Source organism: Curtobacterium sp. MMLR14_010 (genome assembly GCF_001865015.1).
In the GTDB taxonomy this organism is placed as follows: Bacteria; Actinomycetota; Actinomycetes; order Actinomycetales; family Microbacteriaceae; genus Curtobacterium.
Window position 1 is genome coordinate 111,582 of the sequence record NZ_MJGV01000046.1, and the last position, 14,348, is coordinate 125,929.

Below are 14,348 nucleotides of genomic sequence, written 5' to 3' on the forward strand. Positions count from 1 at the left end.
GCGTGACCACCGTCGCGCGCGTCGTCCTCGACTCGCCGCTCCCGCAGCTCGACCGGCTGTTCGACTACCGGGTGCCGGCCGAGCACGAGGACGCGTGCGTGCCCGGCGTCCGCGTGAAGGTCCCGCTGCGGACCGGCGCGCGGATGTCCGACGCCTACGTCATCGAGGTCGTCGAGGACGGTCCAGGGGCGCCCGGTGGCGCGTTCCCGGGCGAGCTGAGCGCGATCGAGACGCTCGTCAGCCCGGTGCCGGTCCTCGCGCCGGAGATCTGGACGCTCGCGCGCGCCGTGGCCGACCGTGCCGCCGGCGTGGCGAGCGACGTGCTCCGGCTGGCGGTGCCGACGCGGCAGGTCCGGGTCGAGAAGGCCTGGCTCGCGCGGGACCCCGACCACGTTCCGCCGCCGGTCGAGGCCCCCGCGGTGACCGGGTACGCCTCAGGCGTCGTCGAGGGCATCCTCTCCGAGAACCAGCGTGCCGCGGTGGCCGCGATCCCGCACCCCGTGCAGCTCCCGACGGCGGCTCCGGACGGCGACGCCGAAGCCGCGGCCGACGCCGACCCCTCCGACACCGGCGCGCTGGCAGCCGCAGCCGCACCCGCACCCGCGCCCGTCGCCCCCGCCTGGGTTCCCGGCTGGGCACTCACCCTCGCCGAGGCCGCCGCCCGCACCCTGGCCACCGAGCGGTCCGCCGTCATCGCCGTGCCGGACTTCCGCGACCTCACCAACCTCGAGCGCGCCCTGCACGCCCTGGTCCCCGCGGAGCGTGTGGTCCGCTTCGACGCCAAGCAGACGAACGGCCAGCGCGCGAAGGCCCTGCTGCAGGCCCGCACGCACCCGGTGGTCGCGATCGGCAACCGCACGGCGATGTACGCACCCGCCAGCGACCTCGGCCTCATCGCCATGTGGGACGACGGCGACGCGTCCTTCATCGAGCCCCGCGCCCCCTACGTGCACACCCGCGACGTGGCCCTGGTGCGTGCGGCGCAGTCGGGTGCGGCGCTCCTGTTCCTCTCGCACGCGCGGAGCACCGACGTGCAGCGCCTGGTCGAGCTGCACTGGCTCGACGACGTGACGCCGCTCCGGGCCGCGGTGCCCAAGGTCGTCCCGACGGCGCAGCAGGTCAGCGCCGAGGGCTTCGCGGCACAGGCGCGGATCCCGAGCAGTGCCTGGCGCGCCGCACGCGAGGCCAGCCGGACCGGCCCCGTGCTCGTGCAGGTCGCCAACCCGGGCTTCGGCACCGGGCTCGTCTGCGCCGACTGCGGGGAGCGCGCCCACTGCCGGGTCTGCGGGGGACCCCTCGGCATCCCCACGCACGGTGCCGTTCCCCAGTGCCGGTTCTGCGGCGCCCTCGCGGCCGGGTACCGCTGCCCCACGTGCGGCGGCGGGAAGCTCAAGGCCGTCGGGCAGGGGGCGCAGCGCACGGCGGACGAGCTCGGCCGGGCGTTCCCGGGCACGCGCATCATCGTCGCGGACGGCTCCCGCCCGGTCGACGAGGTGCCGGCTCGTCCCGCGGTGGTCGTGGCCACGCGCGGCGCTGAACCGTCGACGCCCGGCGGCTACGCCTGCGTGCTGCTCCTCGACGGCGAGAAGATGCTCGGGCGCGAAGGCCTCCGGGTGCAGGAGGAAGTGCTGCGGTTCTGGACGAACGCCGCCGCGAAGGGCGCCCCCGGTGCCGAGGTCTACCTCGTCGGCATCGGCGGGTCACTGGCGACGGCGATGGCACTGTGGCGACTCGACACGCCCGCCCACGACGAACTCGTCGACCGCCGCGAGCTCATGTTCCCGCCAGCCGTCCGGGTCGCGACGCTCACCGGCACCGAAGAGGCGGTGACCGCGGCGGTCGAGGCCCTCGGGGAGGCGCCCGTCGGGCCGGTGCTCGGGCCGGTCCCGGTCGACGACCCCGTCCCCGGCACCGTCCGGGCGATCGTCCGGTTCCCGTACGCCCACGGCACCGAGGTCGCCGCGACGCTCAAGGCCGAGGTCATCCGCCGGTCGTCGACACGGCGGGTGCTCCCGGGTGGCAACCGCCGTCGAGCCGCGCCGACACTGCGGGCGCGGCTCGACGACGCGGAGCCGTTCGCCGAGGTCTGAGACGACCTCAGACGGTGGTGGCGCGGTCGCCGCGGTCGCTGCGCGGACGTCCGCCGACGCGCGGCAGGAAGACGCCGAGGGCGACCATGCCGCCGGCGAGCAGCAGGTGCAGCCAGTTGTCGGCCGTGTTCAGCGGGACGAAGTTCGCCGCGGACGCGTGGTCGGCCGTGAAGAGCCCGTAGACGAACAGCACCAGGTAGACGATGCCGCCGATGACGAGGTAGCTGCGCGAGCCGACGGCGCTGCGGGCGGCGACCAGCCCGACGATGCCGAAGAGCAGGTGCACGATGTTGTGCAGGACCGAGACCTGGAACAGTCCGAGGAGCATCGCCATCGAGCCGTGCCCGGCGCCGCCGAGGTCGCCGGTCGTGATCCCCGGCACGAAGCCGGCGAGCCCGACGACCAGGAACACGATGCCGACGACGAGCGTGGCCTTCTGGATGGTGGAACCGGCGTACCGGTTGGTGGAGGTGGTGATGTCTGCCATGAGCGGGACCGTACGCACATCGCTCCCGGCTGGTTCCCAGACCCGGCGCCCCTGCGCCGGACGGACAGCGGCGGGCAGCCCGGGGCGGTGCCGGCATGGGAGGATCGAACCCATGCGTCTCGTCGTCGCCGGCAGCCCCGCTGCGGCCGTCCCCACCCTCCGTCGGCTCGCGGCGTCCGACCACGAGATCGCCGCGGTGCTCACGCGTCCGCCGACCCCGCAGGGCCGCAAACGCGTCCTGACGCCGACGCCCGTCGCCGAGGCCGCCGAGGAGCTCGGGCTGCCCGTGCTCGAGGCCTCCCGTGTCGACGACGACGTCACCCGCCGCATCGCCGAGCTGGACGTCGACCTCGGCGTCATCGTCGCCTACGGCGCCCTGCTCCGCCGTGCGGCGCTCGACACCCCCCGCCACGGCTGGGTCAACCTGCACTTCTCCGACCTGCCGGCGTACCGCGGAGCCGCACCCGTGCAGCGCGCCGTGATGGCGGGCGACACCCGGACCGCCGCCACGGTGTTCCAGCTCGTGGAGGCGCTCGACGCCGGCCCCGTGTTCGCCAGCGAACCGTTCGACATCGACGCCGAGGCCACGGCCGGCGAGGTCCTGGCCGCCATGGCCGAGACCGGCGCGGAGGTCGTCGTCCGGGTCGTCGACGCCATCGCGGACGGCAGCGCCACCGCGACGGAGCAGGTCGGCGAGCCGACCACCGCCCCGAAGACCACCATCGAGGACGGTCGCGTCGACTTCGCCGCGCCGGCCGCCGCCGTCCACGCCCACATCCGGGGCGTGACACCGGAGCCGGGCGCCTTCGCGCACCTGGGGGCGACGCGCGTCAAGCTCCTCCGGTCCCACCGGATACCCCGGACAGGAGGCCCGGCGGACCCCGCCCCGTCCCTCGCCCCCGGCGCGTTGACGCTCCAGGGCGGCGCCCTCCTCCTCGGGACCGCCGACGAGCCGCTCGTGCTCGCCCGGGTGCAGCCCGCCGGCAAGACGGCGATGGACGCCGCCGCCTGGGCCCGTGGCCTCGGCACCCTCGACGGGAAGGTCCTCGCATGAGCCCCCACCAGCAGCGGCAGCACCGTCCCGACGCCCGCACCGTCCGCGGCCCGAGCGCCCGCCGGGTCGCCTTCGACGTGATCCGGGCCGTGCAGGTCGACGACGCCTACGCCAACCTCCTGCTCCCGACGCGCATCCGCCGCGCCGCGCTCTCGGCGCGGGACGCCGGCTTCGCGACCGAGCTCACCTACGGCACGATCCGGATGATCGGGCGGTACGACGCCGTCGTCGAGGCCGCCTCCGGTCGGAAGGTCGGCAACGTCGAGGCCGACGTGCTCGACGTCTTGCGCCTCGGGGTCCACCAGCTGCTCGCGATGCGCACGCCCACGCACGCTGCCGTCTCCGCCACCGTCGAGCTCACCCGCGAGGTCGGTGCCCACCGCGCCACCGGGTTCGTGAACGCCGTGATGCGCAAGGTCGCGGCGAGGACGCCCGAGGAGTGGGACACCGAGATCACCCGCGGTCTGTCGGGGGACGAGCTCCTCGCCACGCGCTGGTCGCACCCGGCGTGGGTCATCGCCTCGCTCCGGGACGCCCTGGCTGCCGAGCGCTCCCGCGACGAGCTCGTGGCGCTGCTCGCGGCGGACGACGTCGCTCCGCGCGTGCAGCTCGCCGCGCTGCCCGGTCTCGCGACGGACGACGACCTGCGCACCGCGACCACGGCCGTGGAGGCGGGCGACGCCGAGCCGCAGGGCGACGACGCGACCGGTGCCGAGCCTCCCGTCCCGGTGGAGGCCGCCGACGTCGTGGCCGAGGCCGACGCGCTGCCGGTGTCGCCCGTCGGCATCCGCGGCGTCACCGGCGACCCCGCCCGGGTGCCGGGCATCGCCGCCGGACGGCTCCGGGTGCAGGACGAGGGCTCGCAGCTCGCCGCCCTGGCGCTCAGCCGGTCCTCGGCGATCCAGCCGGGGGAGCGGTGGCTCGACCTCTGCGCCGGACCCGGGGGCAAGGCCGCCCTGCTCGCCGCCGAGGCCGCACAGGCCGGGGCGACCCTCGTCGCGAACGAGCTCGTGCCGGCGCGGGTCGGACTGGTCCGGAAGGCCCTCACGGGGTTCGGCGACACCGTCAGCGTCGTCGAGGGCGATGCCCGCCGGTACGGCCAGGACGGCTCCGGCGTGCGGTACGACCGCGTGCTCCTCGACGCCCCGTGCACCGGTCTCGGCGCCCTCCGCCGTCGGCCCGAGGCCCGCTGGCGCAAGGTGCCCGAGGACGTGCAGGAGCTCGCGGTGCTGCAGACCGAACTGCTCGACGCCGCGGTCCGCGTCCTCGCACCCGGCGGCACGCTGGCGTACGTCACGTGCTCGCCGCACCTCGCCGAGACCCGTGGACAGGTCGACGCGCTGATGCGCCGGCACGGGGACCTGCTCGAGCAGGTGGACACCGCGTCGGTGGTCCGCTCGGTCGCCGCGCGGGACCCGCAGGTGGCGGACGGCATGACGGCGCAGCTCTGGCCGCACCGGGTCGGCACGGACGCGATGTTCATCGCGCTGTTCCGCCGCGTCTGAGCCGCCCGATCCGGGCCGTCCCGTCCGGCGTCACTCCATCCGGAAGTCGAGTCCGTCCCGGCGTGCCAGGCGGGCGGCAGCACGGACGAAGCGCAGCCCCTTGCCCACGGTCCCGTCGAGGTTCGTGACGGTCTGCTCCTCGGCCTCGCGGATGCGCCAGGCGAGGTCCGTGCCACGGGCGTCGTAGGCGACCCGCTCCATCGTCTCGACCACCCGACGCTCGGCCTCGGCGCCGACCTGCCGCGCCGAGCGGACGGGCTCCTCGGCGCGTGCCGGGTCCTCCGTCGGCGCGGCGGCCTCGGCAGGGTCGCTCCGGGCGGCGGTCAGCAGCACCGACCCGGCGGCCGTCACGCCCGCGAGGGCGTCGGCGTGGGTCAGCCCGAGCCCGCCGGACATCACCAGCTCGATGTCGAGGGTCACCGGCGTGCCGTGGTCGAGCCGTGTCAGCCGGACCTGCCCGCGCCCCCCGCCGTTCTCCCACCGCACCACGTCGCCGTGCGTCAGGAAGAGCGCGAAGTCCATCACCTCGAGGACGTCCTCCAGGTCCCGGATCACGTCCGACAACGGTGCGCCGGGGTCGGGCGCGAAGGCGATCCGCACCAGGATGGACTCCGGTTGCACATCCGTCATGCTCGCAGCCTAAGTGGATGCGTCGAGCGCCGGTAGGCTTGCCCGGTGACGATCCGCATCTCGCCGAGCATCCTGTCCGCCGACTTCGCGAACCTCGAGCGCGAGCTCGGGCGCATCGCCACCGCCGACCTGGTGCACGTCGACGTGATGGACAACCACTTCGTCCCGAACCTGACGCTCGGGCTGCCGATCGTCGAGCGCCTGCAGCAGGTCTCGCCGGTGCCGCTCGACGTCCACCTGATGATCACGGACGCCGACACCGAGGCCCCGAAGTACGCCGAGCTCGGGGTGTCCAGCGTGACGTTCCACCTCGAAGCGGCGACCGACCCGGTGGCGACGGCCGCGGCGATCCGGTCGAACGGCGCCCGGGCCGCTGTCGCGGTGAAGCCCGGCACGCCGATCACGCCCGTGCTCGCGCACCTCGACGCCTACGACATGATCCTGCTCATGACGGTCGAACCCGGGTTCGGCGGCCAGTCCTTCATGCCCGAGGTGATGCCGAAGCTCGCCGACGCCCGCGCGGCCGTCGACGCCTCCGGGCTCGACGTCTGGCTCGAGGTCGACGGCGGCATCGCGGTCGACACCGTGCCCCAGGCCGTCCGGAGCGGGGCCGACACGCTGGTCGCCGGCTCCGCGGTCTACGGCGGCGACCCCGAGTCCCGCATCCGCGACCTCCGCGACGCGGCGCAGCGTGCCCTCGCGGGACGGTAGCCTGGTCCCGTGAAGACGTTCGACGAGCTGTTCGCGGAGCTGACCGAGAAGGCCGCATCGCGCCCCGAGGGCTCCGGCACCGTCGCCGAACTGGACGCCGGCGTGCACCAGATCGGCAAGAAGATCGTGGAAGAGGCCGCCGAGGTCTGGATGGCCGCCGAGTACGAGGGCGACGTCCGCACGGCCGAGGAGATCTCGCAGCTCGTGTACCACCTGCAGGTGCTCATGGTCGCGAAGGGCCTCACCCCGGCGGACGTCTGGCGACATCTGTGACTCGCTGACCAGTCGCCGACCTCCACCAGAAAGCAGACCACCTGATGCTGCGCATCGCCGTGCCCAACAAGGGCTCGCTCTCCGAGACCGCCTCCGAGATGCTGCGGGAGGCCGGCTACGCCGGTCGTCGTGACCCGAAGGCTCTCCACCTCATCGACGAGCGGAACGGCGTGGAGTTCTTCTTCCTCCGTCCGCGCGACATCGCGACCTACGTCGGCTCCGGGGCGCTCGACGTCGGCATCACCGGCCGCGACCTGCTCCTCGACTCCGGGTCTCTGGCGCACGAGGTCGACGCCCTCGGGTTCGCCGACTCGACCTTCCGCTTCGCGGGCACGCCCGGACGCTTCAGCTCGCTGCAGGACCTCGACGGGGTCCGCGTCGCGACGAGCTACCCCGGCCTCGTGGGGGAGTTCCTCGGTCGGCACGGCGTGACCGCCACCCTCGTCCAGCTCGACGGTGCCGTCGAGAGCGCCGTCCGGCTCGGCGTCGCGGACGCGGTCGCCGACGTCGTCTCGACCGGCAGCACCCTGCGCCAGGCGGGCCTGGAGATCTTCGGGCCGGTCATCCTCGAGTCCACCGCGTTGCTCGTCTCCACCGACGAGACCATCCCCGGCATCGACGTGCTGCGCCGTCGCCTGCAGGGCGTGCTCGTCGCCCGCGGCTACGTGATGCTCGACTACGACATCCCGACCGACCTGCTCGAGCAGGCGACCGCGATCGCGTCGGGCATCGAGTCCCCGACGGTCTCGCCGCTGCACGGGCGCGACTGGTCCGCCGTCCGCGTGATGATCCCGCGCGACGACGCCAACCTGATCATGGACGCGCTCTACGACCTCGGCGCCCGCGCCATCCTCGTGAGCCCCATCCACGCCGCACGACTGTGAGTCCCGCCGTGGGCGGCGCCCGTGGCGGCGTCGCGGTCCGCGTCGTCCCGTGCCTCGACGTGTCGGGCGGCCGGGTGGTCAAGGGCGTCAACTTCCTCGACCTGCAGGACGCCGGCGACCCCGTCGAGCTCGCTGCGCGCTACTACGAGCAGGGTGCCGACGAGCTGACCTTCCTCGACGTCGGCGCCACCGTCGAGAACCGGTCGACGATGTACGACACGGTGACCAGGACGGCCGAGCAGGTCTTCATCCCGCTCACCGTCGGCGGTGGCGTGCGCAGCGTCGACGACGTGTCGCGGTTGCAGCAGTGCGGCGCGGACAAGATCGGCGTGAACAGCGCGGCGATCGCCCGGCCCGACCTGGTCGGCGAGATCGCGGACCGGTTCGGCGCGCAGGCCGTCGTGCTCTCGCTCGACGTCAAGCGCTCCGACCGCACCGCCTCCGGGTTCGTCGTGACGACCCACGGCGGCCGCACCGAGACCGACGTCGACGCCGTCGCGTGGGCACGCGAGGCCGTCGAGCGGGGTGCCGGTGAGCTGCTCGTGAACTCGATCGACGCCGACGGCACGAAGAACGGCTTCGACCTCGATCTCGTGCGCGCCGTCCGCGCCGTGGCGACCGTGCCGGTGATCGCCTCGGGCGGTGCCGGGCGGGTCGAGCACTTCGCGCCGGCCGTCGACGCCGGCGCGGACGCCGTGCTCGCCGCCAGCGTGTTCCACCGCGCGGAGATGACCATCGGCGACGTCAAGGACGCCCTGCGGGAGTCCGGGCACGCCGTACGCTAGGAGCCTCATGACCGACAGCACCAGCACCAGCACCGAGGCGGTCCTCGACCGCGCGCGCTTCGGTGCGGACGGCCTGCTCCCGGCAGTCGTGCAAGAGGAGTCGTCGAAGGACGTCCTCATGCTCGGCTGGATGGACCGAGAAGCCCTCCGCCGCACCCTGACCGAGGGGCGCGTGACCTTCTGGTCCCGCTCGCGGCAGGAGTACTGGCGGAAGGGCGACACGTCCGGGCACGCCCAGTACGTGCGTGCGGCCGCGCTGGACTGCGACGACGACACCCTCCTCGTGACCGTCGAACAGGTCGGTGCCGCGTGCCACACGGGTGCGCACCGCTGCTTCGACGTCGACCCGCTCGACCCGGTGACCGCCTCGGCACCGGTCGACGCGACCGTCACCGACGTGACGGGGGCGACCCGATGACCACGATGACCACCCCGCCGTCCGCGACGGTCCCCGACAAGCCGCACACGACCTCCCGTCCGGAGTTCGACGCCCTGGTGGCGGACGGCCACCGCGTCGTCCCGGTGGTGCGCGCCCTCTACGCCGACAGCGAGACCCCGGTGGGCGTCTACCGGAAGCTCGCCGACGGCCGCCCCGGCTCCTTCCTGCTCGAGTCCGCCGGCCAGGGCGGCCTGTGGTCGCGCTGGTCCTTCATCGGCGTGCGGAGCTACGGCGTCCTGACCCAGGACGGCGACCGTGCCGCGTGGATCGACACCGGCATGAGCGTCGACCGTGCCGTCGGCTCGCTCGACGGCGCCCCGCTCGAGGTCCTCGCCCGGCTCCACGAGCGCTGGGCCACGCCCCGTGTCCCCGGCACCCCGCCGCTCGTCGGCGGGACCGTCGGGTTCATCGGGTGGGAGGCCGTCCGACAGCTCGAGCACCTGCCGAACGTGCCGCCGTCCGACTTCGAGGTGCCGGGGCAGTCCCTCGCCTTCGTCGCCGAACTCGCCGCCCTGGACCACCGCACCGGACTCGTCCTGCTCGTGGCGAGCGCCCTCAACGACGGCACCGACGACCCCGACGCGCTCTGGACCGGAGCGCAGGAGCGCCTCGACCGGATGCAGGCCGACCTCGTGCAGCCGAGTCCTGCCACCGTGGCCGAGGCCTTCGACATCGCCGAGCCCACGGCCAGGCACCGCACGACGCCGGACGACTACATGGCGTCCGTCGTGCGTTCGAAGGACTTCATCCGCGACGGCGACGTCTTCCAGGTCGTCATCTCGCAGCGCTTCGACCACGACGTCACGGCCGACCCGCTCGACGTCTACCGGGTCCTCCGCACGCTCAACCCGAGCCCGTACATGTACTTCCTCTCCATGGCGGACACCGCGGGCGAGCCGTTCTGGATCGTCGGCGCGTCCCCAGAGGCACTGGTCAAGGTGCAGGACGGCCGGGTCATCACGCACCCGATCGCCGGCTCCCGCCCGCGCGGGGCCACACCGGAAGAGGACGTGCGCCTCGGCGAGGACCTGCTCGCCGACCCCAAGGAGCGGGCCGAGCACCTCATGCTCGTGGACCTGTCCCGCAACGACCTGCAGAAGGTGTGCGAGCCCGGCACCGTCGCGGTGACCGAGTTCATGACGGTCGAGCGCTTCAGCCACATCATGCACCTGGTGTCGAGCGTCGAGGGCGTCGTGCGTCCCGGGCAGTCGGCCATCGACGTGTTCCGGGCGACGTTCCCGGCGGGCACGCTCTCCGGGGCGCCGAAGCCGCGCGCGCTGGAGATCATCGACGAGCTCGAGCCGGCCAAGCGCGGCGCGTACGCGGGGGTCGTCGGCTACTTCGACTTCGCCGGGGACGCCGACCTGGCGATCGCGATCCGGACGGCGCTCATCAAGGACGGCGTCGCACGCGTGCAGGCCGGAGCCGGGCTCGTCGCCGACTCCGACCCCGCGACCGAGCACGCCGAGGCCGTCAACAAGGCCGCGGCGCCGCTCCGGGCCGTCGCCACCGCGAACCGCATGCGCGAGGTCCGGTCGTGAAGCGCTCCCGCCCGCTCGTCGTCGTCCTCGGCCTGGCCGTCGCCGGCGTCGTGATGCTCTCGTGGACGCAGACCTGGTTCACGCTCCGCCTGGACGCCGACGCCGCCGTGACCTCGACCGTCGTGGCCGACGGTGCCGCGGCGGTCCCGCAGTTCACCGCGCTGGCGATCGCCCTGCTCGCACTGTTCCTCGCCATGACCATCGCCGGACGGGTCGTCCGGGTCGTCCTCGCCGGCATCGAGATCCTGCTCGGCCTCGGCATCGTCGTGTCCGGGGTGTCCGCGCTCCGTGACCCGGTGGCGGCGGCGCGCGGTGCCGTCGGCGACGTGGCCGGTGTCAGCGACCTGGCAGCGGTGCGCCGGATTGTGACGAGCGTCCACGTGTCCGCGTGGCCCGCCGTCGGCATCGCCGGCGGTGTCCTCGCGGCGCTGCTCGGCGTCCTCGTGCTCGTCGTGCAGCGGTCCTGGCCGGGACCGAGCCGCAAGTACGCCGCGACGCCCACCGCGACCGCGCCGAAGTCGGCTCCGGTCGAGCGTGACGCGATCGTGGACTGGGACGACCTCAGCGCCGGGCTCGACCCGACGGACCCCGCCGACCCGGTCACCATGACGGAGACGGACAGCCTCGGCACGGTAGGATCAGAGCCGCGTCGTACGACCGACGACGCCCACGACCACGAGGAGCACCGTGAGCACCACTGAGCCCGCAGATCTCGGCGAAGGCCACTCGCCGGCAGCCTGGACGTCCGTCATCATCATGCTGGCTGGCTTCGCGATCGGGACGCTGTGCTTCTGGTTCGACCTCGCCTGGGGCGTCTGGGCGTCCGCCGGCATCGTCGTGATCGGCCTGATCGTCGGCTGGGTCATGGGACGTGCCGGCTACGGCGTCAACGGTCCGAAGTACGTCGGCAAGCACCACAACGAGTAGGGCGAGCATGCCGAACGTGCTCGAGACCCTCGTCGCGGGCGCGCTCGAGGACGCCGCAGCCCGTCGCCTCGACCGTCCGTACGCCGACGTCGAACGCGACCTCGACCGTGTGACCTCCCCGCTCGACGCCCTCGAGTTCCTGGCACCGGGGGAGCACGTCAAGGTCCTCGCCGAGGTCAAGCGTGCCAGCCCCTCCCGCGGGGCGATGGCCCCGATCGAGGACCCGGCCGCACTCGCCGCCGACTACGAGCGTGGCGGTGCCTCGGCGATCAGCGTGCTGACCGAGGGCCGGAAGTTCCTCGGGTCGCTCGCCGACCTCGAGGCCGTCAAGGCCCGCGTGTCGGTGCCGGTGCTCCGCAAGGACTTCATCGCCGACCCGTACCAGGTCGTCGAGGCCCGGGGAGCGGGCGCGGACATCGTCCTGCTCATCGTCGCGGCCCTCGACCAGCGTCAGCTCACCGAGCTGCACGGCCTGGCCGAGGAGCTCGGCATGCGCGTCCTGGTCGAGGCCCACTCCGCCGATGAACTGTCCCGCGGGATCGACGCCGGCGCCCGGATCCTCGGCGTCAACGCCAGGGACCTCACCGACTTCTCGCTCGACCGCGACCTCTTCGGCTCGCTGGCGGACCGCATCCCCACCGGCGTCGTCCGCGTCGCCGAGTCCGCCGTGACGAGCCCCGCCGACGTCGCGCATTACCGGGCAGCCGGCGCCGACGTCGTCCTCGTCGGGGAGGCGCTGGTCACCGGCGCCGACCCGGCCGCAACCCTCGCGTCGTTCCTCGACGCCTGACCACCCCGTCCGCCTGGCGTCCGCGCCGGGCACCCCTGGAGCACCATCGTGACCTCACTCCGTGACCTCCACGGCCCGTACTTCGGCGACTTCGGCGGACGCTTCGTCCCCGAGTCGCTCGTGCTGGCCCTCGACGAACTCGAAGCCGCCTTCCGCGAGGCCTGGGCAGACCCGGCCTTCCACGAGGAACTCGACACCCTGCAGCGTGACTACACCGGCCGCCCGTCGATCATCACCGAGGTGCCGCGCTTCGCCAAGCACGCCGGTGGTGCCCGGGTGATCCTCAAGCGCGAGGACCTCAACCACACCGGCTCGCACAAGATCAACAACGTGCTCGGTCAGGCCCTCGTCGCCAAGCGGCTCGGCAAGACCCGCCTCATCGCGGAGACCGGTGCCGGCCAGCACGGCGTGGCCACCGCCACCGCCGCGGCGCTCTTCGGCATGGACTGCGTCGTCTACATGGGCGCCGTCGACACCGACCGCCAGGCGCTCAACGTCGCCAGGATGCGGCTGCTCGGCGCCGAGGTGATCCCCGTCGAGACGGGTTCGCGCACCCTGAAGGACGCCATCAACGACGCCCTCCGCGACTGGGTCGCCAACGTCGACTCGACGCACTACCTGCTCGGCACGGTCGCCGGCCCGCACCCCTTCCCGGAGATGGTCCGCGAGTTCCACAAGGTCATCGGCGTCGAGGCCCGCCAGCAGGTCCTCGACCTCGTCGGTCGCCTGCCCGACGCCGTCGCGGCATGTGTCGGCGGTGGCTCGAACGCCATGGGCATCTTCGAGGCCTTCCTCGACGACGAGTCCGTGCGCCTCCTCGGGTACGAGGCCGGCGGCGACGGCGTCGAGACCGGTCGTCACGCGGCCAGCATCACCCTGGGTCGCGAGGGCGTGCTGCAGGGCGCCAAGTCGTACCTCATGCAGGACGAGGACGGCCAGACCATCGAGAGCCACAGCATCTCCGCTGGCCTCGACTACCCGAGCGTCGGCCCCGAGCACGCCTACCTGGCGTCGATCGGCCGTGCGCAGTACGAGCCCATCACCGACACCGAGGCGATGGAGGCCTTCCGTCTGCTGAGCCAGACCGAGGGCATCATCCCGGCGATCGAGTCGTCCCACGCCCTGGCCGGGGTGATCAAGCTCGGCAAGGAGCTCGGCCCCGACGGCGTCATCCTGGTGAACCTCTCCGGGCGCGGCGACAAGGACGTGGCCTCGGCCAGCCGGTACTTCGGCATCCTCGACGAGAACGCGGAGCAGCTGTGACCAACCGGACCGTCGCCACCACGATCGACCAGGCCAACACCGACCGGGCCGGAGCGGTGGTCGGGTACCTGCCCGCCGGCTTCCCGACCCTCGAGACCAGCATCGACGCCGCCGTCGCCCTCGCCGAGAACGGCGTCGACGTCATCGAGCTCGGGCTGCCGTACTCGGACCCCGTGATGGACGGCCCCGTCATCCAGCGCGCAGCCGAGGAGTCCCTGGCGAACGGTTTCCGCGTCGCGCAGGTCTTCGACGCCGTGCACGCCATCACCGAGCGCGTCGACGTCCCCGTCCTCGTGATGACCTACTGGAACCCGGTGCTCCGGTACGGCGTCGAGCGCTTCGCCGACGACCTCGTGGAGTCCGGGGCCGCCGGCCTCATCACCCCCGACCTCATCCCCGACGAGGCCCGCGCGTGGATGGATGCCTCCGAGCGCACCGGTCTCGACCGCGTGTTCCTCGCCGCGCCGTCCTCCTCGGACGTCCGCATGCACCAGGCGGTCGAGGCCAGCCGCGGGTTCGTCTACGCCGTCTCGACGATGGGCGTGACCGGCGCCCGCCTCGGCGTCGACGTCGCGGCCCGCACGGTCGTCTCGCGACTCCGTGACGCGGGCGTCGCCCGCACCTGCGTCGGCCTCGGCATCTCGACCGCCAACCAGGTCGCCGAGGTGCTCGAGTACGCCGACGGCGCGATCGTCGGGTCGGCCTTCGTCCGCGCCCTCGCCGACCTCGGCGTCACCGGCGTCGGTCAGCGGGCCGCCGAGCTGACGGTGGGCGCGCAGCGCCGCTGACGACCAGCAGATCCAGACTGGAGGCCCGGTGCGGGTGAGCAGACCCGCTCACCCGCACCGGGCCTCCCGGCATCCTCGTTCCCACAGACAGCGCCGTCGGTTCCTGACCACCGGACCAGCCGCGCTACAGTGATCCGGGGTCGACGCGGGTCGACCCACCGCCCGGCCGCACCGGCTGCGC

Annotated in this window: 16 protein-coding genes; 14 read left to right on the forward strand and 2 right to left on the reverse strand. The window is 73.5% G+C overall.

Annotated features, from left to right (window positions below):
- Positions 1 to 2: 2 nt before the first annotated feature.
- Positions 3 to 2,090, forward strand: coding sequence for a hypothetical protein (locus tag BIU98_RS09070; RefSeq protein ID WP_071275101.1), 2,088 nt, complete (start codon positions 3 to 5; stop codon positions 2,088 to 2,090).
- 7 nt (positions 2,091 to 2,097) lie between these two features.
- Here BIU98_RS09070 and BIU98_RS09075 read toward each other — a convergent pair whose 3' ends face one another.
- Positions 2,098 to 2,577: a DUF4383 domain-containing protein gene (locus tag BIU98_RS09075; protein ID WP_139200645.1), complete on the reverse strand. Its 480-nt coding sequence runs from the start codon at positions 2,575 to 2,577 to the stop codon at positions 2,098 to 2,100.
- Positions 2,578 to 2,689: 112 nt separating this feature from the next.
- On the opposite strand from BIU98_RS09075, the gene BIU98_RS09080 reads away from it, so the two are divergent.
- Positions 2,690 to 3,631: a methionyl-tRNA formyltransferase gene (locus BIU98_RS09080; protein ID WP_071275104.1), complete on the forward strand. Its 942-nt coding sequence runs from the start codon at positions 2,690 to 2,692 to the stop codon at positions 3,629 to 3,631.
- The gene (locus BIU98_RS09085; protein ID WP_071275107.1) at positions 3,628 to 5,136 is read left to right on the forward strand and encodes an RsmB/NOP family class I SAM-dependent RNA methyltransferase; all 1,509 of its coding nucleotides are present in this window, start codon (positions 3,628 to 3,630) and stop codon (positions 5,134 to 5,136) included. The genes BIU98_RS09080 and BIU98_RS09085 overlap by 4 nt, the downstream gene beginning before the upstream one ends.
- 30 nt (positions 5,137 to 5,166) lie before the next feature.
- On the opposite strand, the gene BIU98_RS09090 is transcribed toward BIU98_RS09085, so the two are convergent.
- The gene (locus BIU98_RS09090) at positions 5,167 to 5,766 is read right to left on the reverse strand and encodes a hypothetical protein (protein ID WP_071275110.1); all 600 of its coding nucleotides are present in this window, start codon (positions 5,764 to 5,766) and stop codon (positions 5,167 to 5,169) included.
- 45 nt (positions 5,767 to 5,811) lie between these two features.
- On the opposite strand from BIU98_RS09090, the gene rpe reads away from it, so the two are divergent.
- Genes rpe through trpA form a run of 11 tightly spaced genes read left to right on the forward strand, consistent with a single transcriptional unit; the run spans position 5,812 to position 14,167 of the window.
- Positions 5,812 to 6,477 (forward strand): ribulose-phosphate 3-epimerase, encoded by a 666-nt coding sequence (gene rpe, locus BIU98_RS09095; protein WP_071275113.1) that lies wholly within the window; start codon positions 5,812 to 5,814, stop codon positions 6,475 to 6,477.
- A 9-nt stretch (positions 6,478 to 6,486) separates the two neighbouring features.
- A complete protein-coding gene (locus BIU98_RS09100) occupies positions 6,487 to 6,750 on the forward strand; it encodes a phosphoribosyl-ATP diphosphatase (RefSeq protein ID WP_071275117.1) in 264 nt (87 codons plus the stop codon).
- A 44-nt stretch (positions 6,751 to 6,794) separates the two neighbouring features.
- Complete coding sequence (hisG, locus tag BIU98_RS09105) at positions 6,795 to 7,634, forward strand: ATP phosphoribosyltransferase (RefSeq protein WP_071275120.1); 840 nt, start codon at positions 6,795 to 6,797, stop codon at positions 7,632 to 7,634.
- 8 nt (positions 7,635 to 7,642) lie between these two features.
- Complete coding sequence (gene hisF, locus BIU98_RS09110) at positions 7,643 to 8,419, forward strand: imidazole glycerol phosphate synthase subunit HisF (protein WP_071275123.1); 777 nt, start codon at positions 7,643 to 7,645, stop codon at positions 8,417 to 8,419.
- Positions 8,420 to 8,426: 7 nt separating this feature from the next.
- The gene (gene hisI / locus BIU98_RS09115; protein WP_071275126.1) at positions 8,427 to 8,837 is read left to right on the forward strand and encodes a phosphoribosyl-AMP cyclohydrolase; all 411 of its coding nucleotides are present in this window, start codon (positions 8,427 to 8,429) and stop codon (positions 8,835 to 8,837) included.
- A complete protein-coding gene (locus BIU98_RS09120; RefSeq protein WP_071275129.1) occupies positions 8,834 to 10,399 on the forward strand; it encodes an anthranilate synthase component I in 1,566 nt (521 codons plus the stop codon). The genes hisI and BIU98_RS09120 overlap by 4 nt, the downstream gene beginning before the upstream one ends.
- The gene (locus tag BIU98_RS09125) at positions 10,396 to 11,100 is read left to right on the forward strand and encodes a Trp biosynthesis-associated membrane protein (protein ID WP_071275132.1); all 705 of its coding nucleotides are present in this window, start codon (positions 10,396 to 10,398) and stop codon (positions 11,098 to 11,100) included. The genes BIU98_RS09120 and BIU98_RS09125 overlap by 4 nt, the downstream gene beginning before the upstream one ends.
- On the forward strand, positions 11,087 to 11,326 hold the full coding sequence (locus BIU98_RS09130; RefSeq protein ID WP_071275135.1) for a DUF6704 family protein: 240 nt from the start codon (positions 11,087 to 11,089) through the stop codon (positions 11,324 to 11,326). Before BIU98_RS09125 ends, BIU98_RS09130 begins: the two co-directional genes overlap by 14 nt.
- A gap of 16 nt (positions 11,327 to 11,342) precedes the next feature.
- Complete coding sequence (trpC, locus tag BIU98_RS09135) at positions 11,343 to 12,116, forward strand: indole-3-glycerol phosphate synthase TrpC (protein WP_071276378.1); 774 nt, start codon at positions 11,343 to 11,345, stop codon at positions 12,114 to 12,116.
- A 48-nt stretch (positions 12,117 to 12,164) separates the two neighbouring features.
- The gene (trpB, locus tag BIU98_RS09140; protein ID WP_071275139.1) at positions 12,165 to 13,379 is read left to right on the forward strand and encodes a tryptophan synthase subunit beta; all 1,215 of its coding nucleotides are present in this window, start codon (positions 12,165 to 12,167) and stop codon (positions 13,377 to 13,379) included.
- Entirely contained in the window at positions 13,376 to 14,167 is a 792-nt protein-coding gene (trpA, locus tag BIU98_RS09145; protein ID WP_071275142.1) for a tryptophan synthase subunit alpha, read from the forward strand. Before trpB ends, trpA begins: the two co-directional genes overlap by 4 nt.
- The last annotated feature ends 181 nt before the right edge of the window (positions 14,168 to 14,348 follow it).